Annotated in this window: 18 protein-coding genes; 14 read left to right on the top strand and 4 right to left on the bottom strand. The window is 63.4% G+C overall.

Annotated elements, in window-relative coordinates; genetic code table 11:
- Positions 1–2: 2 nt before the first annotated feature.
- The 7 genes from VEC01_RS07340 (at position 3) to VEC01_RS07310 (ending at position 7,478) form a co-directional block, all read left to right on the top strand.
- Positions 3–2,330: a sensor histidine kinase gene (locus VEC01_RS07340; RefSeq protein ID WP_324900152.1), complete on the top strand. Its 2,328-nt coding sequence runs from the start codon at positions 3–5 to the stop codon at positions 2,328–2,330.
- 81 nt (positions 2,331–2,411) lie between these two features.
- Entirely contained in the window at positions 2,412–3,131 is a 720-nt protein-coding gene (locus VEC01_RS07335) for a response regulator (protein ID WP_324900151.1), read from the top strand.
- On the top strand, positions 3,128–3,481 hold the full coding sequence (locus tag VEC01_RS07330; protein WP_324900150.1) for a GTPase: 354 nt from the start codon (positions 3,128–3,130) through the stop codon (positions 3,479–3,481). Before VEC01_RS07335 ends, VEC01_RS07330 begins: the two co-directional genes overlap by 4 nt.
- Positions 3,482–3,626: 145 nt before the next feature.
- Complete coding sequence (locus VEC01_RS07325; protein ID WP_088708802.1) at positions 3,627–3,884, top strand: BTH_I0359 family protein; 258 nt, start codon at positions 3,627–3,629, stop codon at positions 3,882–3,884.
- A gap of 196 nt (positions 3,885–4,080) precedes the next feature.
- Positions 4,081–4,905: a LysR family transcriptional regulator gene (locus VEC01_RS07320; protein WP_324900149.1), complete on the top strand. Its 825-nt coding sequence runs from the start codon at positions 4,081–4,083 to the stop codon at positions 4,903–4,905.
- 80 nt (positions 4,906–4,985) lie between these two features.
- Positions 4,986–5,672: a tRNA (guanine(46)-N(7))-methyltransferase TrmB gene (gene trmB / locus VEC01_RS07315; RefSeq protein ID WP_324900148.1), complete on the top strand. Its 687-nt coding sequence runs from the start codon at positions 4,986–4,988 to the stop codon at positions 5,670–5,672.
- A 363-nt stretch (positions 5,673–6,035) separates the two neighbouring features.
- Positions 6,036–7,478 carry a sigma-54 dependent transcriptional regulator gene (locus VEC01_RS07310; protein WP_324900147.1) on the top strand — a complete coding sequence of 481 codons (1,443 nt, stop codon included), beginning with the start codon at positions 6,036–6,038 and terminating at the stop codon, positions 7,476–7,478.
- A 68-nt stretch (positions 7,479–7,546) separates the two neighbouring features.
- On the opposite strand, the gene VEC01_RS07305 is transcribed toward VEC01_RS07310, so the two are convergent.
- Positions 7,547–8,572, bottom strand: a complete 1,026-nt coding sequence (locus tag VEC01_RS07305) for a LysR family transcriptional regulator (protein WP_324900146.1) — start codon at positions 8,570–8,572, stop codon at positions 7,547–7,549.
- A 985-nt stretch (positions 8,573–9,557) separates the two neighbouring features.
- On the opposite strand from VEC01_RS07305, the gene VEC01_RS07300 reads away from it, so the two are divergent.
- From VEC01_RS07300 to VEC01_RS07290, 3 genes are all read left to right on the top strand, one after another.
- Positions 9,558–10,472: a LysR family transcriptional regulator gene (locus VEC01_RS07300; protein ID WP_324900145.1), complete on the top strand. Its 915-nt coding sequence runs from the start codon at positions 9,558–9,560 to the stop codon at positions 10,470–10,472.
- 64 nt (positions 10,473–10,536) lie between these two features.
- Positions 10,537–11,301: a class II glutamine amidotransferase gene (locus VEC01_RS07295; RefSeq protein WP_324900144.1), complete on the top strand. Its 765-nt coding sequence runs from the start codon at positions 10,537–10,539 to the stop codon at positions 11,299–11,301.
- Between the two features lie 359 nt (positions 11,302–11,660).
- Positions 11,661–12,941: an EAL and HDOD domain-containing protein gene (locus VEC01_RS07290; protein WP_324900143.1), complete on the top strand. Its 1,281-nt coding sequence runs from the start codon at positions 11,661–11,663 to the stop codon at positions 12,939–12,941.
- Positions 12,942–13,001: 60 nt separating this feature from the next.
- Here the strand turns inward: VEC01_RS07290 and metH are convergent, their stop codons facing one another.
- Positions 13,002–16,757 carry a methionine synthase gene (gene metH / locus VEC01_RS07285; protein ID WP_324900142.1) on the bottom strand — a complete coding sequence of 1,252 codons (3,756 nt, stop codon included), beginning with the start codon at positions 16,755–16,757 and terminating at the stop codon, positions 13,002–13,004.
- Positions 16,758–17,115: 358 nt separating this feature from the next.
- Between metH and VEC01_RS07280 the strand changes: the two genes are divergently transcribed.
- On the top strand, positions 17,116–17,727 hold the full coding sequence (locus tag VEC01_RS07280) for a cysteine hydrolase family protein (protein WP_324900141.1): 612 nt from the start codon (positions 17,116–17,118) through the stop codon (positions 17,725–17,727).
- A 20-nt stretch (positions 17,728–17,747) separates the two neighbouring features.
- Positions 17,748–18,131 carry a tautomerase family protein gene (locus VEC01_RS07275; RefSeq protein ID WP_324900140.1) on the top strand — a complete coding sequence of 128 codons (384 nt, stop codon included), beginning with the start codon at positions 17,748–17,750 and terminating at the stop codon, positions 18,129–18,131.
- Here the strand turns inward: VEC01_RS07275 and fmt are convergent, their stop codons facing one another.
- Together fmt and def are read right to left on the bottom strand one after the other, a co-directional pair.
- Complete coding sequence (gene fmt / locus VEC01_RS07270; protein WP_324900139.1) at positions 18,132–19,088, bottom strand: methionyl-tRNA formyltransferase; 957 nt, start codon at positions 19,086–19,088, stop codon at positions 18,132–18,134.
- A 78-nt stretch (positions 19,089–19,166) separates the two neighbouring features.
- Complete coding sequence (gene def / locus VEC01_RS07265; protein ID WP_324900138.1) at positions 19,167–19,700, bottom strand: peptide deformylase; 534 nt, start codon at positions 19,698–19,700, stop codon at positions 19,167–19,169.
- A gap of 179 nt (positions 19,701–19,879) precedes the next feature.
- On the opposite strand from def, the gene VEC01_RS07260 reads away from it, so the two are divergent.
- Positions 19,880–21,019, top strand: coding sequence for a LysM peptidoglycan-binding domain-containing protein (locus tag VEC01_RS07260; RefSeq protein WP_324900137.1), 1,140 nt, complete (start codon positions 19,880–19,882; stop codon positions 21,017–21,019).
- 12 nt (positions 21,020–21,031) lie between these two features.
- On the top strand, positions 21,032–21,687 hold a 656-nt coding region (locus VEC01_RS07255), incomplete at its 3' end, for a DNA-processing protein DprA (protein ID WP_324900136.1).

Genomic DNA, 21,687 nt, shown 5'->3' with positions numbered 1-21,687 from the left:
TCGTGCAAAGATTCCTGCGTTATTTCCTGGTCGTCGGTGGCGCGGTCGTCAGCATCCTGTTGTTCCTGCTGGCGTCGGCGTCCGAGAACTCCGCCTTCTTCGACCGCCACTATCCCGAACTGCTGGTCCTCAATGCGCTGATCGCGGTCGCGCTGCTGGCGCTGGTGGCGCTGCTGCTGACTCGCCTGTACCGCGGCTACAAGCGGCGCGAATTCGGCTCGCGTCTGATGACGCGGCTGGTGCTGCTGTTTGCGCTCATCGGCATCCTGCCCGGTGCCGTGATCTACACGGTATCGGTGCAGTTCGTCTCGCGTTCGATCGAATCCTGGTTCGACGTCCGGGTAGAAGCGGCGCTGGAATCCGGCCTGACCCTGGGACGCACCGCGCTCGACGCGTCGCTCACCGACCTGACGGCGAAGGCGCGCAGCGTCGCGCTCGAACTGTCCGAAATGTCGGAGTCGTCGCAGGTCACGCAACTGTCGCGGCTGCGTGATCAAACTCAACTCCAGGAAGCAACCATTGTCACTTCCAGCGGTCAAATCGTGGCAACCGTCGGCGGCCGCATCGGCACGCTGGTACCGGACCTGCCCAGCGCGACGATGATGCGGCAGGCCCGGATGACGCGCGCCTACGCCGCCATCGAAGGCGGCTTCGACTTCCATGACAGCATGACGAAGGAAGGTTCCGCCGAAAGCGCTCAGGAGCAACGCTCCCCGTCCAGCCAGCCCGCCGGCGCGGGTGACTTGCGGCTGAGGGTGGTGGTGGCGATCCCGGCGTCCAACAACGACCTGTCGCTGCAAGGCGAAACGCGCTACCTGCAACTGTTGCAGCCTGTTCCGGCGCATCTGGCAACCAACGCCGAAGCGCTGCGCGCGGCGTACAGCGAATACCAGGAACGTTCTCTGGCGCGCACCGGCCTGCGCAAGATCTACCTCGTCACCCTGACGCTGACGCTGCTGCTGGCGATTTTCGGCGCGATCGCCGCCGCTTTCCTGATCGCCGGCGACCTTGCGCAGCCGTTGCTGGTGCTTGCCGAAGGCACCAAGGCGGTGGCCGAGGGCAACCTGTCGCCACGTCCGATCGTCGCCACTTCCGACGAGCTGGGCACTCTGACGCAGTCGTTCAACACCATGACCCGCCAGTTGTCGGAGGCGCGCGCTTCCGCCGAGCGCAACCGCGCGGCACTGGCGAATGCGAAAGCCTACCTGGAGTCGGTACTGGCCAACATGTCGGCCGGGGTGATGGTGCTCGACAGCCAGTTCCGGCTGGTCACCTGCAACGAGTCGGTGGAACGCATCCTGCTCAACGACTTCGATTCGCACATCGGCAAGCCGCTGTCGGCGATTCGCGGCCTGGAACCGATGGCCGACGCGATCACGCGCTCGTTCTCTGAGCAGCGCGCGCAGTCGGCAGGCGGCGCGTCGACCGACCTGCACTGGCAAAAACAGATCGAAGTGCCGCGCGCCGGCGCCGAGCCGGACGGCGACAGCGACATCACCCTGCTCGCCCGCGGCTCCTATCTCCCGGTCGCCGGCGGCACCGGCTATATCGTCGTGTTCGACGATATCACCGACGTGATATCGGCCCAGCGCTCGGTCGCCTGGGGCGAAGTGGCGCGCCGCCTGGCGCACGAGATCAAGAATCCGCTGACGCCGATCCAGCTATCCGCAGAGCGCCTGCAGATGAAGCTGGAGCCCAAGCTCGGCGGACCGGATGCGGCGATCCTGACCAAGGGCACCGCCACCATCGTCAACCAGGTCTCCGCAATGAAGCGCATGGTCGACGACTTCCGTGATTACGCGAAGACCCCGCCCGCGGTGCTCTCGCCGCTCGACCTGAATGCACTGGTCGAGGAAATCCTGCATCTCTACGTCGGCGGCGACGAACGCGACATCATCCACCCGACGCTGAGCCCGAACCTGCCGAAGGTGATGGGCGACGCGACGCAGCTGCGGCAGGTGATTCATAATCTGCTGCAGAATGCGCAGGACGCGGTTGCGGATCGTGATTTCCAGCAAGACAAGGCGCGCATCGAAGTCGTGACCGAAGCCGTGCATTACGACGATTCCGACGGCGGCCAGCGCGCCGCGGTGCGGCTGACGGTGAGCGACAACGGTCCGGGCTTTTCGCCGAAGATCCTGGCGCGCGCATTCGAACCCTATGTGACATCGAAGTCGCGCGGCACCGGCCTTGGGCTGGCCATGGTAAAAAAGATCATCGATGAACACGGCGGACGGGTCGACATCAAGAACCGGTCGCAGGGCAGCGGTGCAAAGGTGTCGATTTTGCTGTTAAAGTTAGCGCCGGACGAGGAACAGGCGGCAGCGTGAAACAACTCGTGACAACTCTCCGGCTCCAGCGTGTGGCGACGTAGAATAATCAGCGACAATGGAAGCGTACAAGGTAAGGATATGGCAAACATTCTGGTAGTCGATGATGAAATGGGCATCCGGGAACTGCTCTCGGAGATTCTCGGCGACGAGGGCCACGTCGTCCTCACCGCGGAGAACGCACAGCAGGCGCGTGAAGCGCGCGCCCAGGGAGCACCCGACCTCGTGCTGCTTGATATCTGGATGCCGGATACCGATGGCGTTACGCTGCTCAAGGAATGGCAGCGCGACGGCCTGCTGACGATGCCGGTGATCATGATGTCCGGCCATGCGACCATCGACACCGCGGTCGAAGCCACCCGCATCGGCGCGCTGAATTTCCTCGAAAAACCCATTGCCCTGCAAAAACTATTGAAAGCCGTACAGCAGGGATTGACGCGCACGCCGGAAGTGGTGCGCCCGGCCCCGGTCTACCATGCGGCCCGCCCGGCAGCGGCGGCGCCCGTTGACGAACCGGCGATGCCGGCAACAGTGTCCTATGCCACATCCGTGGCGACGGCGCCGGTTGCCGCATCGCAAGCCGTCGCGCCGGCCGAGTCACAGGTATTCGGCCTGTCGTTCGACTTGCCGCTGCGGGAGGCGCGTGATGCCTTCGAGCGGGCCTACTTCGAACATCACCTGGTGCGCGAAGGCGGCAGCATGACGCGCGTGGCGGAAAAGACCGGGCTGGAACGCACCCACCTGTATCGCAAGCTCAAGCAACTGGGTGTCGAGCCAAGCAAGCTCTCGCGCAAGGGGTGATTCCGACCACGCTGGTTGTCGGCGCTTCCCCGACCGCGCGGGAAGCGGCGATCGCGGCCGCCGCCGGCAATGAAAATGGCGCGGCCATGATCCTTGAAGGAATGCCGGACGGTAGTGCCTTGCTGGAACATGCGCTCCCGCAAGCACGCATCGTCCGTATTGCGCCTGGCTGCCTCTGCTGCAGCGGCAACCTGACCATGCGCGTCACGCTGAACCGGATGCTGCGTGCACGGCCGGCACGACTTTACATCGGCCTGGCAAGCGTCGCTCATCTCGACCGGATACGCGCGTTTCTCAATGCGCCGCCTTACGACAATTTACTCACCCTGACTAAAGATTTGCAGGCCTAGCGCCGATTTTCCTTCCAAGGGAACAATCGATGGCATGCAAAACCGCCCGGTTCCTGCGATCGCTTGAAATTCCCGGGGGTGGCCTCATTTTTGCATTACAGCAGACGGGTACACTGCAAATATTCCGTAGCAAAAGGAGCGCAACATGAACTTGATCTACAACAGCGAGCAGTACAGCGTGGTAGAGTTCGGCGCAGACGACGGTCGCGAGGCCTTGCGCTTTGGCGGATACGAAATCATGGACAAATCCGGCAAGCGTGAAATTTTTATCGGCGGCACTCTCGCCAAGTCGTTCCGCGAAGAGGTGGAAAACCTGATCGCGACCGAACCGACGGTGGAAGAGATCGATGACTTCCTCGGCAAATACGACGCGCTGATGCGTCAACCGGTCACCCTGCACTAATTACAAACTTCCGCCGCAGAATACACGGCATTCTGTGGCCATCCGGGATCTCGCAGCGACTGTGCCTGATTGCCGCCCTGTGGCATGATGGCGGGCAATTCAGTCGAATCCCCCTTTCAACGACAAGCACTCCCGCACGGGCTGCGCCCGTGACTGGTGTCGCTTGCGCGATCGGGGGCAACCAGCGAGGTTTCGGATGGATCAATTCAGCGCATTGAAGGCGTTCTGCCGTGTGGTGGATGCAGGGGGCTTCTCCGCGGCCGCTGCAGGGCTGAATGTGTCGCATACGGTCATGTCGAAACAGGTGCGGCAGCTGGAAACGCGGCTCGGCGTGCAACTGCTCAATCGCACGACGCGCCGGCTCGCGCTGACCGAGGCCGGGCAGGCGTATTACGAACGCGCGCGCCGCATCCTGGACGAACTGCAGGAAGCAGACCTCGCCGTCAGCCGCCATCATGCCGCACCGCGCGGCACCTTGCGCATCAATGCGCCGATGGCCTTCGGCACGCTCGACATGGCGCAATGGCTGCCGCGCTTCATGGCCCGCCATCCCGAGCTGAAGGTCGACCTGGTATGCAACGACCGTTTCGTCGACCTGATCGAAGAGGGTTTCGACGTCGCGTTGCGGCTGGCGCGCGAGATGCAGGATTCCTCGCTGATCGCGCGCAGGCTGGCCAGGACCGCCACCATGCTGGTGGCAACCCCGTCCTATCTCGCGCGGTACGGCACGCCTGCGGCGCCGCAGGATCTCGCGCATCATAACTGCCTGACTTACACCCTCGTGCCGCGGCCGCACGAATGGGAATTCAACGGGCCCGACGGCAGCCGGATCAACGTCGCGGTCGCCGGCAGCTTCCAGTCCAACAACGGCATCGCCCTGCGCTCGGCGGCGCTGGCCGGCGTCGGCATCGCCACCACTGCCGCCTTCATCGTGCACGAGGATCTGGCGCACGGCACGCTCGTGCCGGTCCTGCCCGGCTACGCGATGCGCGCGCGAGCTTTACGCGGTGTATCCGCATAACCGCCACCTGTCACCGAAGGTGCGCGCCTTTGTCGATTTCGCGGCCGACGAATACCGTTCGCCGGCGTGGGGTTGATGCCATGTACGGCAACTCCAGCCCGGTGGCAAGCGCCCAGACCGGCATCCACGAGCAATTGTCCGCACTGGTTGCCAAGCATGCGCGCACCGTGTTCCGCAAGCCGGTTGCGCGGTACAACCGCGACGCGTTTGAAGCCAGCATGTCGGCCTGGCGGACTGCCGGGCAGCCGCCGCTCATTCTCGACGCCGGCTGCGGCGTCGGCCTGTCCACCCTGAACCTGGCGGCGCGATTTCCCGATCATTTCGTGATCGGCGTCGACCAGTCTGCCGATCGCATTGCGCGCAATACTGCCTGGGACGGTACGCCGCCGCCGAACCAGGTGCGCGTGCGCGCCGACCTGGTCGACTACTGGCGCCTGTTGCATGAGGCCGGCATCCGGCTTGCGCGGCACTACCTGCTCTACCCCAACCCCTGGCCCAAGATCGGACACCTGTCGCGCCGCTGGCACGGGCATCCGGTGTTCCCGGTGGTCGCGGCGCTGGGCGGCAGCTTTGAATGCCGGAGCAACTGGCGCATCTACGTCGAGGAATGCGCGGCGGCCCTGTCCCAGCTCAGCGGCATCGACGTGCCGGTCGAGAGCTGGGAAGCGCTCCCGGCGATCACGCCGTTCGAGCAGAAATACCGGGCATCCGGGCACCGCTTATGGCGTTGCAGCGCCGTCCTCCCCCCCGCTTCCATTACTCCGTAAATTTCATGTAAGAATCGATTTTTCTTGCGTTACACATTCTGGCAATGAGTATTCACGCGGGCTTTGGGGGGAAACCGTACCGGAACCTGCGTATGGCCGTGATTTCAATCAAGAAACATCGATTTGACCGAGCACAAACGGGATTTCTGTTCTTGTCAACTCCCTAATTTATGGCATTGTTAGGGTTACTAAAAGGCGGTAATCTCGGCGCTTAATCACGTTCTGACCGCCCCGGAGGCGGCAAACGGCGAGGCTTCCGGAGCGTCTGTGCAGCAACTGCAACGAAGCAAAAACGCCTGCCGCAAGAACGCGGAAACCATCGTCGGCCCCGGACCGCAACAACACCAACAAGGGTATTGCGACATGCTTAACGTTTCCAATTCTGCATCGACGACCCAGCCCGTCCTGGTCCTTCGCCTGACCAGCCGCAACGGCCAAGCCTGCACCTATACCGAGACACTCAAGGAACACGGGCTCAACCTGATCGAATGCTTCACGCTCGAAGCAGCCTACGACGCAATGGAAAGCGGATGCCGCGTCGGCCTGCTGATCGTGACCCAGGAATCCGAACTCGCGCATCTCGACAAGTGCGAACCCTTCATCAGCAACAATCGCATTTCCTGGGTCGGCCTGGTGTCACAGGAACTGATCTCGATGCCGCGCATGCGCGAATTCATCGGCGAACACCTGTTTAATTTCATCACCCTGCCCGCCGACCTCGACCATATCGTGCTGACGCTGCGGCATGCATGGGGCATGGCCTTCATGCGCGACGTGCGGCGCGATGCATCGCCGCTGCCCGCTCCCGACAATGCCGATTTCGTGATGGTCGGCAGGACGCCGCAGATGCAGCAGCTGTTCAGCCAGCTGCACAAGGTGGCCCGCACCGACGCCTCGGTGCTGATCAGCGGCCCATCCGGCACCGGCAAGGAACTGGCCGCGTTGTCGATCCACCGGCAGTCGGTGCGCCGCGATGCCCCCTTCGTCGCGGTCAACTGCGGCGCAATCGCGCCGCAGCTGTTCCAGTCCGAGCTGTTCGGCTATGAAAAAGGCGCATTCACCGGCGCCAGCCAGCGCAAGATCGGCCGCATCGAAGCCGCGCAGGGCGGCACGCTGTTCCTCGACGAGATCGGTGACATGCCCTTCGACATGCAGGTCAACCTGCTGCGCTTCCTGCAGGAGAAGACCATCGAGCGCGTGGGCGGCAACGATACGATCGAGATCGACGTGCGGGTGATCGCCGCAACCCATATCGATCTGCTGGAGGCGGTGCGCCAGGGACGCTTCCGCGAAGACCTGTACTACCGCATCAATGTCGTCTGCATCAGCATGCCCCCGCTTGCGGACCGCGGACAGGATATCGAAGACATCGCCAAGTACTATTTCACCAAGTTCGCCAACGCGCACAACCGCAGCCTGCGCGGCTTCTCCAAGGCGGCAATGAATGCCATGCTGAGCCACAGCTGGCCCGGCAACGTGCGCGAGCTCGTCAACCGCGTGCAGCGCGCGACGGTGATGGCGGAAGGACGCTTCATCCAGCCGGAGGACCTCGGCCTGGAGCGTGCCAACGAACAGTCGCAGCTGATGTCGCTGGAGGATGCGCGCGCGGCGGCCGAACGCATGATGATCCGGCGCGCCCTTTCGCAGTCGCGCAACCAGATCTCGCGCGCGGCCTCGCTGCTCGGCGTGTCGCGCGTAACGCTGTACCGGCTAATCGAGAAATACAATATCCGCCCGGATGTCGTACCCGCGGCGCCACCGCCGTTCATGGCCGGCAGCAAGGCCGACCTCGAAGCGCATAAATAAAGGACGTTGCGCGCATGCGCAACGCTCAGAGGGCGAGCGGCGCCACATGCCGGCTGGCGCCGCCCCGCTCAGGAGGAGAGCGCTGCCGGCGCAGGCGACTCGTCCTCGCCCGACCGGAGCTCCTTGCCGGCAAATCCCCGCAGCACTTCCGCAAGCCGGCTCGCAGCCGGGCTGACGCACCACGGACGACCGTGGATCAGGTACAGCACTGACTTGTACGAACGCTTTTCCCCCAGAGGCAGGCGCACCAGCTCCCCTTCGTCAAGCCATTTCTGCACGCGATGCGCCGGCAGCCAGGAATAGCCCAGGCCCTCGCGCACCGCGGCGATCACCGTATCGAAACTGTTCATCATCCAGCGCCGCGCCTGCTGGGAACCTGTCTGCGCGAACTTGTCGACCGCGTGCAAGTGCCCCATGTCGATCCGGATATGCTGCTGCAAGTCGATCGACGTCACTTCGCGCCCGAGTCGCAGCAGCGGGTGGCGCGGGTGCGCCACGGCGATGTACTCGATTTCGGTCAGCGGTTCACCGAGGTAACCCAGCGGCACACGCTCGCTGATCGCCAGGTCCACATTTGGATCGCGCAGGATATCCTCCGCCTGCAACGTCGGTACTTCGCGCACGCGCACATGCGCCGCGCCCTTGCCGATCCCGGTAAACCTGCTCAGCGCACGCGTGAGCAGATGAACGGGGAAGTTGTGGTCGACGACCAGGCGTACGTCCTCACCCCAGCCCTGTCCCAGATTCTTCGCGAAGGTTTCCAGTTCCACCGCTTCCTTCAGCACATTGCGCGAGCGTTCGAGCAAGGCACGTCCTTCCGGCGTAAGTATCGCCCTGCGCCCCTCGATCCTGAGCAACGCCGTGCCCAGCTGATCCTGCAGCTTGGCGACGGTATAACTGATCGTCGACTGACTCAAATGCAAGGACTTGGCCGCTTCCGCAAACCCGCCGCAATCAACCACGGCGTGGAAAATGCGCCACTGCTTCAGACTTACGTAGAGGTTATGGATGTCGTGCGGCCGCGAGCGGTAGGTAGCGCGGTCCCCGTCGTGGTGGATCGCCGTTTTCATCGCTTGCTTTCTCGATTGCGTCATCTTGGTCCCTTCCTGTTTGGCAGGCATGCCGTCCTGAATCGTGCCGCGACTGGTCCGCTACATCCGAGATCGTCGCCAGGCGACATTACCTGCCGTGACTGCAGTTCCGCGCGCCTGCAAGTCACAGCATTGCAGGACGCCTTTCGAATTACTGCGAAATCCTCAAGCAAAACCTGCGCCCGTTGCCGCAAGCCGCTGATTTTTCAAGGCTTTTAAGCCACCCGCCACCGCTGGTTGCCCAGATCTGTCAACGTCCGGTCAATCAACGCGATCCAGATTCGTTCATCACCGGATGCAGACAAAAGGCCCGGCCTGCACGGGGGGCTGAAACCCATTATGCAAGCCGCATATGCCCGCATATTCGCCGAGGTCAAACCTGTATCGCCCGTGTCGGAAAATCGCCACGCTGCCCCCTCCTGTTCCGGATACCTGCTGCAAGCCCTGCGAGCAACTATCGGCAGGGGCTCTGGCCCGAGGCATGCCGCGCTGCTTGCTCGCATAAAAAAACCCGCCACGCCTGCTTGCGCAGACAATGGCGGGAACCGGAGAGGTTGGGTATGCGACCAATGCACACCGTCAGTCGCAACCACTATCGCAAGTGACATGCCACCTACCGCAAGTTCTTGATCTTTATGAATAAAGTGCACAGCCTCCGATTGGCGGCCGAAGATCTCGTCCACAAGTGTTTCATCGCCGCGCAGCGAAAATCGACTGCGGCCCTGCATCGGGACCACGGCATCCCGGCCCGGCGCATACACACCTGCTCTCGCCGCGCATCTTTTGCAGACGGGAGATAAAAACCCCGTGTCAGATAACGTAACAAGAGCGAACGCTGCGTAACGGCAAGCGATGGAACATGGCGGTCATGTGCGTGCGGGCGTACCGCGCTGTCGTGGCGCTTGCAGCGCGATTGCGCCGTCCACAAAAAGGGCGAATAATTCCCGGTCACTATTTCCGATCATGAAACAATAAGAGGGCCGGATCCATGGACCGACTGCAGTCGATGCGGGTATTTGCCAAGGTCGTTGAACAAGGCAGTTTTGCCGGTGCCGGCAAGGCGCTCGACATCTCGAATGCCGTGGTGACCCGCCACGTCGCGGACCTCGAGGACCATCTGGGTACCCGCCTGCTCAACCGCACCACGCGCCGCCTGTCGCTTACCGAGACCGGCCATGCCTATCTGGAGCGGGTGCTGCAGATCCTGCAGGAGATCGAGGACGCGGAAGCAATCGCCTCCTCGCAATCGAAGAAACCTTCCGGCACTCTGCGGCTGTACTCCCACCTTGGCTTCGGCCAGACCCAACTGGCGCAACTGCTGCCGGTCTATGCGGCGCAGTATCCGGACGTCACGCTTGACGTGACGCTGTCGGACCGGACCGTGGACCTGGTCGAGGAAAGTTTCGATGTCGGTCTCTTCATCGACTTCCAGAAATTCGACGGCGGCATGATCGCGCGCCAGATCGGCGTGAGCGAAGCATTGCTGTGCGCATCGCCAAAGTATGTGCAACAGCATGGCGCGCCCGGGACGCTGGAAGAAGTTTCGCGCCACGCCTGCCTGAATTTCTCGTATGAACAATTGCGTCACCACTGGCCGGTGAAAGGCCCGGACGGCGAGACGATCCATATCCCGGTCACCGGCAAGGTAGTGTCGAATAACGGCGAGCTGCTGCGCCAGTGCGCGCTGGCCGGCATGGGGATCATGATCCGCCCCTCGTTCTCGCTTGGCGACGATCTCGCGGCCGGACGCCTGGTCCGTCTGCTGTCCGATCACGAACTCGGCCGCCTGACCGTGGTGATGGTCTACCCGAGCCGGCGCCTGCTGTCGGCGAAGGTGCGCAGCTTCGTCGATTTCATGGCGCAGCAGTTCCCGCGCCCCGATACCGATCCCTGGCTGTCCTGACGCCTCCCCTCGGCGGCCCCGGACGTGATATGTTTTCATATCATCCGCATTTTCGATCCAGGTCATGTGTCAGCTACTCGGCATGAACTGCAATGTCCCGACGGACATCGTGTTCAGTTTCACCGGCTTTGCCACCCGGGGCGGCCGCACCGACGTTCACAACGACGGCTGGGGCATCGCCTTCTTTGAAGGCGCCGGCGTGCGCCACTTCGTCGATCACGAAGCGGCGGTCGCTTCGCCGATCGCCGAACTGATCAAGCGCTGCCCGATCAAGTCCAAGAACGTCATCGCCCACATCCGCAAGGCCACGCAGGGGCGGGTCGCGCTCGAGAACTGCCATCCGTTCGTGCGGGAGCTGTGGGGGCGCTACTGGGTGTTCGCACACAATGGCGACCTCAAGAACTTCGCACCCGAGCTTGACGGGGCCTTCCGGCCGGTCGGCACGACCGACAGTGAATGGGCGTTCTGCTATTTGTTGCAGGAGCTGCGTCGCCGCTTTGGCGACACGCCGCCGCAACTCGCCGCGCTCGGCGAGGCACTGCGCGAATTGAGCGGCCGCATTGCTTCCTACGGCACCTTCAACATGATGCTGTCGGACGGCTCGGCACTGTTTGCGCATTGCTCCACGCATCTTCACTACATCGTGCGCCAGCATCCCTTCGCCACCGCCAGTCTGGCCGACGAAGACCTGAGCGTCGACTTCTCGCGCGTGACCACGCCCAACGACCGGGTGGCCATCATCGTCACCGCACCGCTGACGGACAATGAGACATGGACCCAGTTCGCCCAGGGCGAAATGAAGGTATTCGTCGAGGGCGCGCCGGTTTGACCTCCTGTGTGGACATGCAGCATCGGCCGCTCCTCCCCCCCGGCGTTCACGCCGTATAGTCATCAACGGAGGTAAGCGCACGCTCTGTTTCTTTCGTGAATCACGGTGATATGCACTGCACAATCGAAAGTTGCGATAGGGAAATAAAAATGCGCTAGAGTGTACTTGCAAGCCTGGCATCCGGTTTGTCCTGCCGCCAGTACGGACAGGCCGTATGCGTTGCAGCTCCCGGCCGGCCAGCGTCGCCATCCAGTACGCGCCCGCCCGGCGACTGCGACCCATACGACCTGTCCGCACTCCTGTCCGGATGCCGGCTTGCTGCAGCAAGCCACTGCAAACGGGAAAATAACAAGAACCGAATGACCGCCAATCCGACAAGCGATTCAGCCACCGCCATACCGCTGCGCGTGCGGGAGTTTTTCCTTGCACGCCAGCCCATCCTCGACCGCGCCCAGTCGCTGGTCGCCTACGAACTCCTGTTCCGCAATGCCGCGGCGGGCCCGGCGATGGTGACCAGCGATCTTTCGGCGACCGCCTCCGTGATCGCGCACACCTCGCAGCTCGGCATGGAAAAAGTGATCGGCGATTCCGTCGGTTACCTGAATGTCGACGCAGCGGTGCTGATGAGCGACATCTTCAAGTTTCTGCCGCGCGAGAAGGTGGTGCTGGAAATCGTGGAGACGATGAAGGTGACGCCGGAGATCCTGGCGCGCGTGCAGGAGCTGGTCGATGACGGCTTCCGCTTCGCGCTGGACGACGTGATCACCGATACCGAAGATGTGCAGCAGTTGCTGCCGCTGGTCGAGGTGATCAAGGTCGACCTGCGGGACATGCCGCTGTCGGCCCTGCTGAAGCTGACGCCGCGCTTCAAGCAGGCCAACAAGAAGCTGCTGGCGGAAAAAGTCGAGAGCCAGGAACAGTTCGAGACTTGCCTGGAACTCGGCTTCGACTATTTCCAGGGCTATTACTTTGCAAAGCCGGTGATCCTGTCCGGCAAGAAGCTGTCCCCATCGCAGTTGGCGATCATGCAGCTCATGTCGCAGATCAATTCGGACGCGGACAATGCCGACATCGAGCGCAGCATCAAGAAGGATGTGTCGCTCTGCTTCAATCTGCTGCGCCTGGTGAACACGCCGGCGGTCGGCATGCCGCGCCGCATCGACTCCGTCACCCAGGCGCTGATGATCCTCGGGCGCAGCCAGTTGCAGCGCTGGCTGCAGATCATGCTCTACGCGGAACCATGCAAGAAGGGGCATGCGATGACGCCGCTGCTGACGCTCGCCGCGACCCGGGGCAAGCTGCTGGAGCTGATTGCGCAGCACCTGCACCCACGCAACCGCAACGTCGCCGACACTGCTTTCACCGTCGGCATCATGTCGCTGATGGATACGCTGTTCTCGATGCCGATGGAAGAGATCCTGGAACAGGTGGCGGTGGTCGACGCGGTGACGGATGCGCTGCTCAACCGTGGCGGCTTGTACGGCGAGATGCTGCGCCTGGTGGAGCAGATGGAGCGCATCGAGGAAGCCGGCAGCATGCTGGATGACCTCGTCGATAAATTCAGCCTGTCCACCGAAAACCTGTACACGCTCCAGCTCAGCGCGTTCGAATGGAGCGATGCGGTGGCGCGCAACGCCTGACCGGCGCCATGCCCATGGAAAAATGCCGCCTTGCGGCGGCATTGGCTTCGGTCGCAGCCGTTACAGGTTCGGCGCCAGCCACCTCTCCAGTTCTTCCCGGCTCACTCCGCGCCGCGCCGCCATGTCGGCGACCTGGTCGTCGCCGATCTTGCCGACCACGAAGTATTTCGACTCCGGATGGGCGAAGTAGAAGCCCGACACCGACGCGCCCGGCGACATCGCGAAGGATTCGGTCACCTGCATGCCGATTTCCTCGCACTGCAGGAACCGGAACATGTCGGCCTTTACCGTATGCTCCGGGCAGGCCGGATATCCCGGGGCCGGACGGATGCCGCGGTAGGCTTCCCCGATCAGTTCGCTGTTGGTGAACGACTCTTCCGGCGCATAACCCCACAGCTCCTTGCGCACGCGCTCGTGCAGGTGTTCCGCGAACGCCTCGGCCAGACGGTCGGCGAGCGACTTGAGCATGATGCTGCTGTAGTCGTCGTTCGCATCCTCGAAACGCTTTTCATGCTTTTCGATGCCGATGCCGGCCGTCACCGCGAACAGGCCGATGTAATCGGCCACGCCCGAGGCCTTGGGCGCAATGAAGTCGGCCAGGCACTGGTTGGGGCGGCGCACGCCGTCGATCACCGGCTTTTCGGTCTGCTGGCGCAGTCCGTAGTAGGTGAATGCGACCTTGCTGCGGGTATCGTCGGTATAGATCTCGATGTCGTCGTCGTTGATGCTGTTGGCCGGCAGCAGGGCGATGACGCCGTTCGCGGTCAGCCAGCGGCCTTCGATCACCTTCTTCAGCAGTGCCTGGCCCTCTTCATAGACCTTGCCGGCCTGCTCGCCGACGACCGCATCCTTCAGGATCGCGGGGAAGGCGCCGGCGAGATCCCAGGTCTGGAAGAACGGGCCCCAGTCGATGTACCTTGCAATCACCGCAAGGTCGTAGTTCTTGAACACGCGGCGGCCGATAAACCTCGGCTTGACCGGCGCGAACGCGAGTTTCGTCTTGTTCGCCCGCGCCTCTGCGATCGGCAGCAATGGCGTCGCCTTTTTATTCGCATGCTGGTCGCGGATGCGTTCGTAGTCGCTGCCGAGTTCGGCGACGTATCTGTCGCGCTGCCCGGGCGTGAGCAGCGATTGCGCCACCGACACCGAACGCGACGCGTCCGGCACGTAGACCACCGGCCCTTCGTAGTTCGGCGCAATCTTCACCGCGGTATGCGCGCGGCTTGTAGTGGCGCCGCCGATCAGCAGCGGAATCTTGAGCATGCGGAAATGCGGGTCGCGCTGCATTTCCTTCGCGACATGAGCCATTTCTTCGAGCGAAGGCGTGATCAGGCCGGACAGGCCGATGATGTCGGCATTCTCCGCTTTCGCCTTGGCCAGGACTTCGGAACAGGGCACCATCACGCCCATGTTCACCACCTCGAAGTTGTTGCACTGCAGGACCACCGACACGATGTTCTTGCCGATGTCATGCACGTCGCCCTTCACGGTGGCGATCACGATCTTGCCCTTGGGCTTGGCCGTCACGCCGGTCTTCTGTTCCTCCAGGCGCTTTTCTTCCTCGATGAAGGGGATCAGGTGCGCCACCGCCTGCTTCATCACGCGCGCCGACTTCACCACCTGCGGCAGGAACATCTTGCCCTGGCCGAACAGGTCGCCGACGATGTTCATGCCATCCATCAGCGGGCCTTCGATCACATTGATCGGACGCCCGCCGGCTTCCAGCACCTTCACCCGCGCTTCCTCGGTATCCTCGACGATCCACTGGGTGATGCCGTGCACGAGGGCATGCGCGAGCCGCTTCTCGACCGGGTCGTTGCGCCATTCCAGGTTCTGCTCGTCCTTCTTCGCGCCGGCCTTCAGGGTTGCGGCGAACTCGATCATGCGTTCGGTCGCACTCATTTCACCATCCGGGCGCCGGTTCAGCACCACATCCTCGGCGCGCTCGCGCAGTTCCGGATCGAGGTCGTCGTAGACGCCGATCATGCCGGCGTTGACGATGCCCATGGTCAGGCCGGCCTTGATCGCGTGATACAGGAACACGGTGTGGATCGCTTCGCGCGCCGGATCGTTGCCGCGGAAGGAGAAGCTCACGTTCGACACGCCGCCGCTGATCTTTGCGTGCGGCAGGTTTTCCTTGATCCAGCGGGTGGCATTGATAAAGTCGACCGCGTAGTTGTTGTGCTCCTCGATGCCGGTCGCGATCGCGAAGATGTTCGGGTCGAAGATGATGTCTTCCGGCGGGAAGCCGACCTGCTCCGTCAGCAGCTTGTAAGCGCGCGCGCAGATCTCGGTCTTGCGCGCATAGGTGTCGGCCTGGCCGGTTTCATCGAACGCCATCACGATCACCGCGGCGCCGTAGCGGCGGCACAGCGTCGCCTGGCGCAGGAATTCCTCCTCGCCTTCCTTGAGCGAAATCGAGTTGACCACCGCCTTGCCCTGCACGCACTTCAGGCCGGCCTCGATCACCGACCACTTGGAGGAGTCGATCATGATTGGCACGCGCGCGATGTCGGGCTCGGAAGCGATCAGGTTCAGGAAGCGCGTCATCGCGGCGACCGAATCGAGCATCGCCTCGTCCATGTTGACGTCGATGATCTGCGCGCCGTTTTCCACCTGCTGGCGCGCCACCGACAGCGCCTCGTCGTACTGCTCGTTCAGGATCATGCGCGCGAAGGCCTTGGAGCCGGTCACGTTGGTGCGCTCGCCGACGTTTACGAACAGCGACGCATCGTCGATGATGAACGGCTCCAGGCCGGACAGCTTCATCCGGTGGTCGCTTTCTGGCACCTGGCGCGGCACGACGTCGCGCAGGGCGTCGGCGATCGCCTTGATGTGCGCCGGCGTGGTGCCGCAGCAGCCGCCGGCGATGTTGACGAAGCCGCTCTGCGCGAATTCCTTCAGCAGCGAGGAGGTCACGTCCGGCGTTTCGTCGAAGCCGGTCTCGGCCATCGGATTGGGCAGGCCCGCGTTCGGATAAATGCAGACGAAGGTGTCGGCGATCTTCGACAGCTCTTCCGCATACGGGCGCATCACGGCCGCGCCGAGCGCGCAGTTCAGGCCGATGGTCAGCGGTTTCGCATGCCGCACCGAATGCCAGAATGCCGGCACCGTCTGGCCGGACAGGATGCGGCCGGACGCGTCGGTCACCGTGCCCGAAATCATGATCGGCAGGCGCTTGCCGGATTCCTCGAAGAAGGTATCGATCGCGAACAGCGCCGCCTTGCAGTTGAGGGTATCGAAGATGGTTTCCACCAGCAGCACGTCGACGCCGCCTTCGACCAGGCCGCGGGTCTGCTCAAGGTAGGCCGCGACCAGCTGGTCGAAGCTGATGTTGCGCGCGCCGGGATCGTTGACGTCGGGGGAAATCGATGCAGTCTTCGGCGTCGGGCCGAGCGCGCCGGCGACAAAGCGCGGCTTGTCGGGCGTCGAATGCTTCTGGACCGCTTCGCGTGCCAGCCGCGCCGCCTGCACGTTCATCTCGTATGCAAGGTGGCCCATCTGGTAATCGTCCTGCGCGACGCTGGTCGCGCCGAAGGTATTGGTCTCGATGATGTCGGCGCCGGCGGCGAGATACTTCTCGTGGATCTCGCGGATGATGTCGGGTTGGGTCAGTACCAGCAGGTCGTTGTTGCCCTTGATGAAGAGCTCCTTGCCGGGCACGCTGAAATCAGCGAAACGCGCGCCGCGGTAATCCTCCTCCGTCAGCTTGTACTGCTGGATCATGGTACCCATCGCGCCGTCGAGGATCAGGATGCGTCGGGACAGCAGATCGCGCAGCAGCGCTTCGGTGGCGGAAATGGCATCGCGTTTCATTTTTCTTCCTCTGAAAACAAAAAACCCGGCCAAAGCAGGACCGGGTTTGATCTCCGCTTTAGCTGCATTTGTTAATGGGACTTCACCCTGGCGCCCGCAAGCTGGTTTTGACTTGTGCAATCAAATCGGCGCAAGAAAATTATACGGGAAATCAAGGGCTTGGTTAAGAAATTGTAATAGCCGCATTCTCGCAATCTCTTTCCAATAAGAACATGTAACTGTTCGAAAAACAGCAGGAATAGTGCATGGTCTGTGCGAATTAGTCTCGATATTGCACAAATCCTGTGCTTGACGACCGGTTTTTTTCGCCCTGGCGGTAACCTAAAGTAACTCCGTGGACAACACAACAGGAGGAAGCATGAACCCGACATTGCGCGCGCTGAGCGGCACGCCCGCCACCGACTCGCTGCGTGCGAAAACCACAGCGCTGCTGGTCATCGATTTCCAACTCGAATACTTCGAAGGCGGCAAGTTGCCGATTCCCGACGGCCGGGCGGCCCTGTCCAATGCGAAGCAGCTGATCGCGTTCGCCGATGCGCACGGCATGCCGGTCTTGCATATCGAGCATGTCGGCCCGGCCGGCAGCGCGCTGTTCGCGCAGGACGGCGCGACCGTCGCAATCCATCCGGACATCCGGCCGGCGCCGCATCATGCGGTAGTGCGGAAAACGACCGCCAGCAGCTTCGCCAGCACCGACCTGCATCAGCGGCTGCAAGCGCGCGACATCAAGACGCTGATCATCGCCGGCCTGATGACGCACATGTGCGTCTCGACCGCCGCGCGCGACGCGCGTCCGCTCGGCTACCAGGTGCTGGTCGCCGGCGACGCCAGCGCCACCCGCGCGATCGACGCGTGGGACGGCGGCGTGGTCGGGCATGCGGAACTGCACCGCGCCGCGCTGACGGAGGTGGCGGACAGCTTTGCCGAAGTGCTGACTACCGAAAAGATCACCGCCCTCGCGGTGCAATGAACGAAGAAAAGGAGAACATCATGCCGCTCGTCACACTCACCGTGCGCAACGGGAAATCCCCGGCGTTCAAATCCGCGGTGCTGCAGGCAGTGCACCAGGCGCTGGTCGCGTCCGGCGTGCCGGAGACCGACCGGTTCCAGCGCGTACTGGAACTCGGCGCGGAAGACTTCCGCTTCGATCCGGTCTATCCCGACCTGAAATCCGCGCGTACCGACGACTTCGTGCTGATCGAGATCCTGCTGTCGGTCGGACGCAGCGTGAAGGTCAAGAAGAAGATCCTGGCAGACATCCTTGAAGGCGTGCGCCGGGAGCCGGGCCTGGACCCGGAGCATGTGATGGTCTGCTTCAAGGAGACGGCCTGGGAGAACTGGTCGTTCGGCGGCGGCCGCCAGCTCCACGTCTGATCAGGCGAACCGGTCGCCGGCCTTGAGCGGGAAGCCCTTCAGGAACTCGGCGGCGGGCAGGCGCTTTCCGCCCGGCTTCTGCATTTCGAGCACGCGCAGCACGCCTTCGCCGCAGTCAACGAGCACGCCGTCCTGGGGGGACGCGGCCAGCACATGACCGGGCATCGCGCCGCCGGCGCTGTTGGCGGCTTCCGCACGCCAGAACTTGACCGGCACGCCGTCGAAGCTGGCAAAGGCGCCGGGGAAAGGATTGAACGCGCGGATGCGGCGCTCGATGACCGGCGCCGGCAGCGTGAAATCGAGCGCAGCCTCTTCCTTTGCAATCTTCGCCGCGTAGGTCACACCCTGCTCCGGCTGCGGAGTCGCCTGCATCCCGCCCTGCTCCAGCCGCCGCAATGCATCGACGATCATCCTGCCGCCCAGCGCGGCGAGCTTGTCATGCAGCGTGCCGGTGGTATCGTCCGCGGCGATCGGCAAGCGCTCCATCAGCAGCATCGGGCCCGTGTCCAGCCCCTCTTCCATCTGCATGATGGTCACGCCGGTCTCGGCGTCGCCGGCTTCGATCGCGCGGTGGATCGGCGCGGCGCCGCGCCAGCGCGGCAACAGCGACGCGTGGATGTTGATGCAGCCGAGCCTGGGGATGTCGAGCACGCTGCGCGGCAGGATCAGGCCGTAGGCGGCGACCACCATCACATCATGCGGCGTGGCGCGCAGCAGTGCATGCGCCTCTTCTGCCACCGCCGGATACTTCCCCGTCAGGCGCAGCGACACCGGTTGCGCGACAGCCATGCCGTGGGCGGACGCGAACTGCTTGACCGGCGAGGCCTGCAGCTGCATTCCGCGCCCCGCCGGGCGGTCGGGCTGGGTCAGCACAAGAGGGATCTCGAAGCCTGCGTCGTGCAGGGACTTGAGCGCGACGGCGGCGAATTCGGGCGTGCCCGCGAATACGATTTTCATGTGTTCTTGCTCTTATAGATGAAAGGCCCGGCACTCGTGCGAGGCCGGGCCCTGAACGGGGCAAAAGCGAAACGGGGTTCAGCGCACGCCGGCGCGCTTCTTGTCGCGCGCCAGCTCGCGCTCTTCCTTCAGCAGTTTGGTCTTGATGCGGTTGCGCTTGAGCGGTGACAGGTATTCGACGAACACCTTGCCCTTCAGATGGTCCATCTCGTGCTGGATGCAGACCGCAAGCAGGCCGTCGGCCTCGACTTCGAACGGTTGCCCCTCGAGATCGTAGGCGCGCACCTTCACCCGCCGCGGGCGTTCGACGCCGTCGTAGATGCCCGGCACCGACAGGCATCCCTCGTCATAGACCTGCTTTTCATCGCTGGCCCAAACGATTTCCGGGTTGATGAACACCTGCAGCGCATCGTGGGTTTCCGACACGTCGATCACGATCACCTGCTCGTGCACGTCGACCTGCGTGGCCGCAAGGCCGACGCCGGGAGCGTCGTACATCGTCTCGGCCATGTCGGCGGCGAGCTTTTTCAGGCGCTCGTCGAATACGGCGACAGGCTTGGCGACCTTGTGCAGGCGCGGATCGGGATAGCGAAGAATATTGAGTATGGACATACGGCTTTTGCGCAACAACTGCACGAACTAGGAGCGCGGTTTCTCTTGCTAGTTCAAGGATTTATGTGCAGAATTTGATTCACTTTGACAAGTTTTAGCCAGGCAATAATTAACACAATGTCAATATGCAGTGGCGGTAATAAACTTAGCTTCTCCAGGCCACATTTACCGGACAGATTATGAAAAAGTTTAGCACAGCAGCCCTTGTTCTCGCGCTCGCCTCCGCCTCGGGCAGCGCGGCGGCGGCAGGCGAAGAAGCGATGAACAACCCGCGCTGTGCATTCCTGCCGAATGCGCCGGATCAGCACACCGTCGTGCGCGGCGACACGCTGTGGGGCATTTCAGGCCGGTTCCTGCAGCACCCCTGGTGCTGGCCGCAGGTCTGGGGCATGAACAAGGAAGAAATCCGCAACCCGCACTGGATCTATCCCGGCCAGGTCGTCTACTTCGACCGCGCCGCCGGGCGCCTGCGGCTGGGCAGCAGGGTCGGCGGCGGCGCCTCCGACAGCGCCGGGGCCGGGGCCGGCGGCTTGCCGACCGTCAGGCTCTCGCCGCAGCTTCGCACCGAGGGCCTGGGCGAGCAGGCGGTCCCCGCCATCCCGTCGAATGTCATCGAGCCCTTCCTGTCGCAGCCGCTGGTGGTCGGCGAGGACGAGCTGAACGACGCGCCGCGCATCGTCGCGACGCAGGAAGCGCGCGTCATGCTGGGCAAGGACGACAAGGCTTACGTGCGCGGCGACATCCAGTCCGGCACCTCATTCCAGGTCTTCCGCCCCGGCACGCCGCTGCGCGACCCCGACACCAACACGGTGATCGGCTACGAAGCCGCCTACCTTGGCACCATCAAGCTGGAACGCGCCGCGCGCGCGCCCGACGAAGCGCATGTGTTCAACGTCGTCAACGTCAAGCAGGAAATGGGCGTCGGCGACCGCCTGCTGCCGGTGCCGCCCACGCCCATGCTGAACTACGTCCCCCATCCGCCGGAACAGCAGGTCAGCGCGCGCGTCATGTCAGTGTACGGCGGCGTGTCGCAGGCAGGCCAGAACCAGATCGTGGCGATCAACCGTGGCAGGAACGAAGGCCTCAACCTCGGCACCGTGCTGGAGCTGTACCGCTATGGCTCGACCGTCGTCGACCGCACGGACAAGAAATCCTTCTGGTCGATGGGTCCGCTGTTCGGACAGAAGACGGTGAAACTCCCGGACATGCAGTACGGCAGCCTGTTCATCTTCCGCGTGTTCGACAAGATCGCCTACGGCCTGGTGATGCAGGTGACGGAGCCGGTGCAGGTCGGCGACGTCGCCAGGTCTCCCGAATAAGGCTTTTCCCGGATGACGCCGGCCGGGCAGGCTTGCGAACTCGCGCATTGGCTGCGCCTCGGGCGCACGCCGGGCGTGGGCCCGGAAACGGCGCGCAAGCTGCTGCGCGCCTTCGGACTGCCCGCACAGATCTTCGACGCCGACCTCCCGGCCCTCATGCAGGTCGTCCCGGAGCGCGTTGCCCGCGCCCTGACCGCGCCGCTGGACGATGACGCGCACGCACTGATCGACCGGACGCTGGAATGGGCGAGCCGACCCGGCAATGCGGTCGTGACGCTCGCGGACGACGCCTATCCGCGCGCACTGCTCGACATCGCCGACCCGCCCTTGCTGCTGCACCTGAAAGGCCGGCCGGATCTGCTGCCTGCGCCTTCGGTGGCAGTGGTGGGCAGCCGCAATGCGACTGCCCAGGGCATGCTCAACGCGGAACAGTTTTCGGAAGCGCTCAGCGACGCGGGACTGACCATCGTGTCGGGTCTTGCGCTCGGCATCGACGCCGCCGCCCATCGTGGCGGATTGCGCGGTGTCGGCTCCACGATCGCCGTGATCGGCACCGGCGCGGACATCGCCTACCCGGCGCGCAACCGCAACCTGGCGCAGGAAATCGCGGAGAACGGCTGCATCGTCAGCGAATACCCGCTCGGAATGCCCGCGATCGCAGCCAACTT

Origin of the sequence: Noviherbaspirillum sp. (genome assembly GCF_035627455.1) — a bacterium.
Lineage (GTDB): Bacteria > Pseudomonadota > Gammaproteobacteria > Burkholderiales > Burkholderiaceae_D > Noviherbaspirillum.
Note: the sequence above shows the minus strand (reverse complement) of the source record. Positions and strands in the feature narration are given on the sequence as shown.

What these genes read in the sequence shown, in the direction of transcription:
- VEC01_RS07335 (WP_324900151.1), top strand. Translation starts at nt 2,412, where the DNA reads ATGGCAAACATTCTGGTAGTCGATGATGAAATGGGCATCCGGGAACTG.
- VEC01_RS07325 (WP_088708802.1), top strand. Translation starts at nt 3,627, where the DNA reads ATGAACTTGATCTACAACAGCGAGCAGTACAGCGTGGTAGAGTTCGGC.
- VEC01_RS07320 (WP_324900149.1), top strand. Translation starts at nt 4,081, where the DNA reads ATGGATCAATTCAGCGCATTGAAGGCGTTCTGCCGTGTGGTGGATGCA.
- trmB (WP_324900148.1), top strand. Translation starts at nt 4,986, where the DNA reads ATGTACGGCAACTCCAGCCCGGTGGCAAGCGCCCAGACCGGCATCCAC.
- VEC01_RS07310 (WP_324900147.1), top strand. Translation starts at nt 6,036, where the DNA reads ATGCTTAACGTTTCCAATTCTGCATCGACGACCCAGCCCGTCCTGGTC.
- VEC01_RS07305 (WP_324900146.1), bottom strand. Translation starts at nt 8,572, where the DNA reads ATGACGCAATCGAGAAAGCAAGCGATGAAAACGGCGATCCACCACGAC.
- VEC01_RS07300 (WP_324900145.1), top strand. Translation starts at nt 9,558, where the DNA reads ATGGACCGACTGCAGTCGATGCGGGTATTTGCCAAGGTCGTTGAACAA.
- VEC01_RS07295 (WP_324900144.1), top strand. Translation starts at nt 10,537, where the DNA reads ATGTGTCAGCTACTCGGCATGAACTGCAATGTCCCGACGGACATCGTG.
- VEC01_RS07290 (WP_324900143.1), top strand. Translation starts at nt 11,661, where the DNA reads ATGACCGCCAATCCGACAAGCGATTCAGCCACCGCCATACCGCTGCGC.
- metH (WP_324900142.1), bottom strand. Translation starts at nt 16,757, where the DNA reads ATGAAACGCGATGCCATTTCCGCCACCGAAGCGCTGCTGCGCGATCTG.
- VEC01_RS07280 (WP_324900141.1), top strand. Translation starts at nt 17,116, where the DNA reads ATGAACCCGACATTGCGCGCGCTGAGCGGCACGCCCGCCACCGACTCG.
- VEC01_RS07275 (WP_324900140.1), top strand. Translation starts at nt 17,748, where the DNA reads ATGCCGCTCGTCACACTCACCGTGCGCAACGGGAAATCCCCGGCGTTC.
- fmt (WP_324900139.1), bottom strand. Translation starts at nt 19,088, where the DNA reads ATGAAAATCGTATTCGCGGGCACGCCCGAATTCGCCGCCGTCGCGCTC.
- def (WP_324900138.1), bottom strand. Translation starts at nt 19,700, where the DNA reads ATGTCCATACTCAATATTCTTCGCTATCCCGATCCGCGCCTGCACAAG.
- VEC01_RS07260 (WP_324900137.1), top strand. Translation starts at nt 19,880, where the DNA reads ATGAAAAAGTTTAGCACAGCAGCCCTTGTTCTCGCGCTCGCCTCCGCC.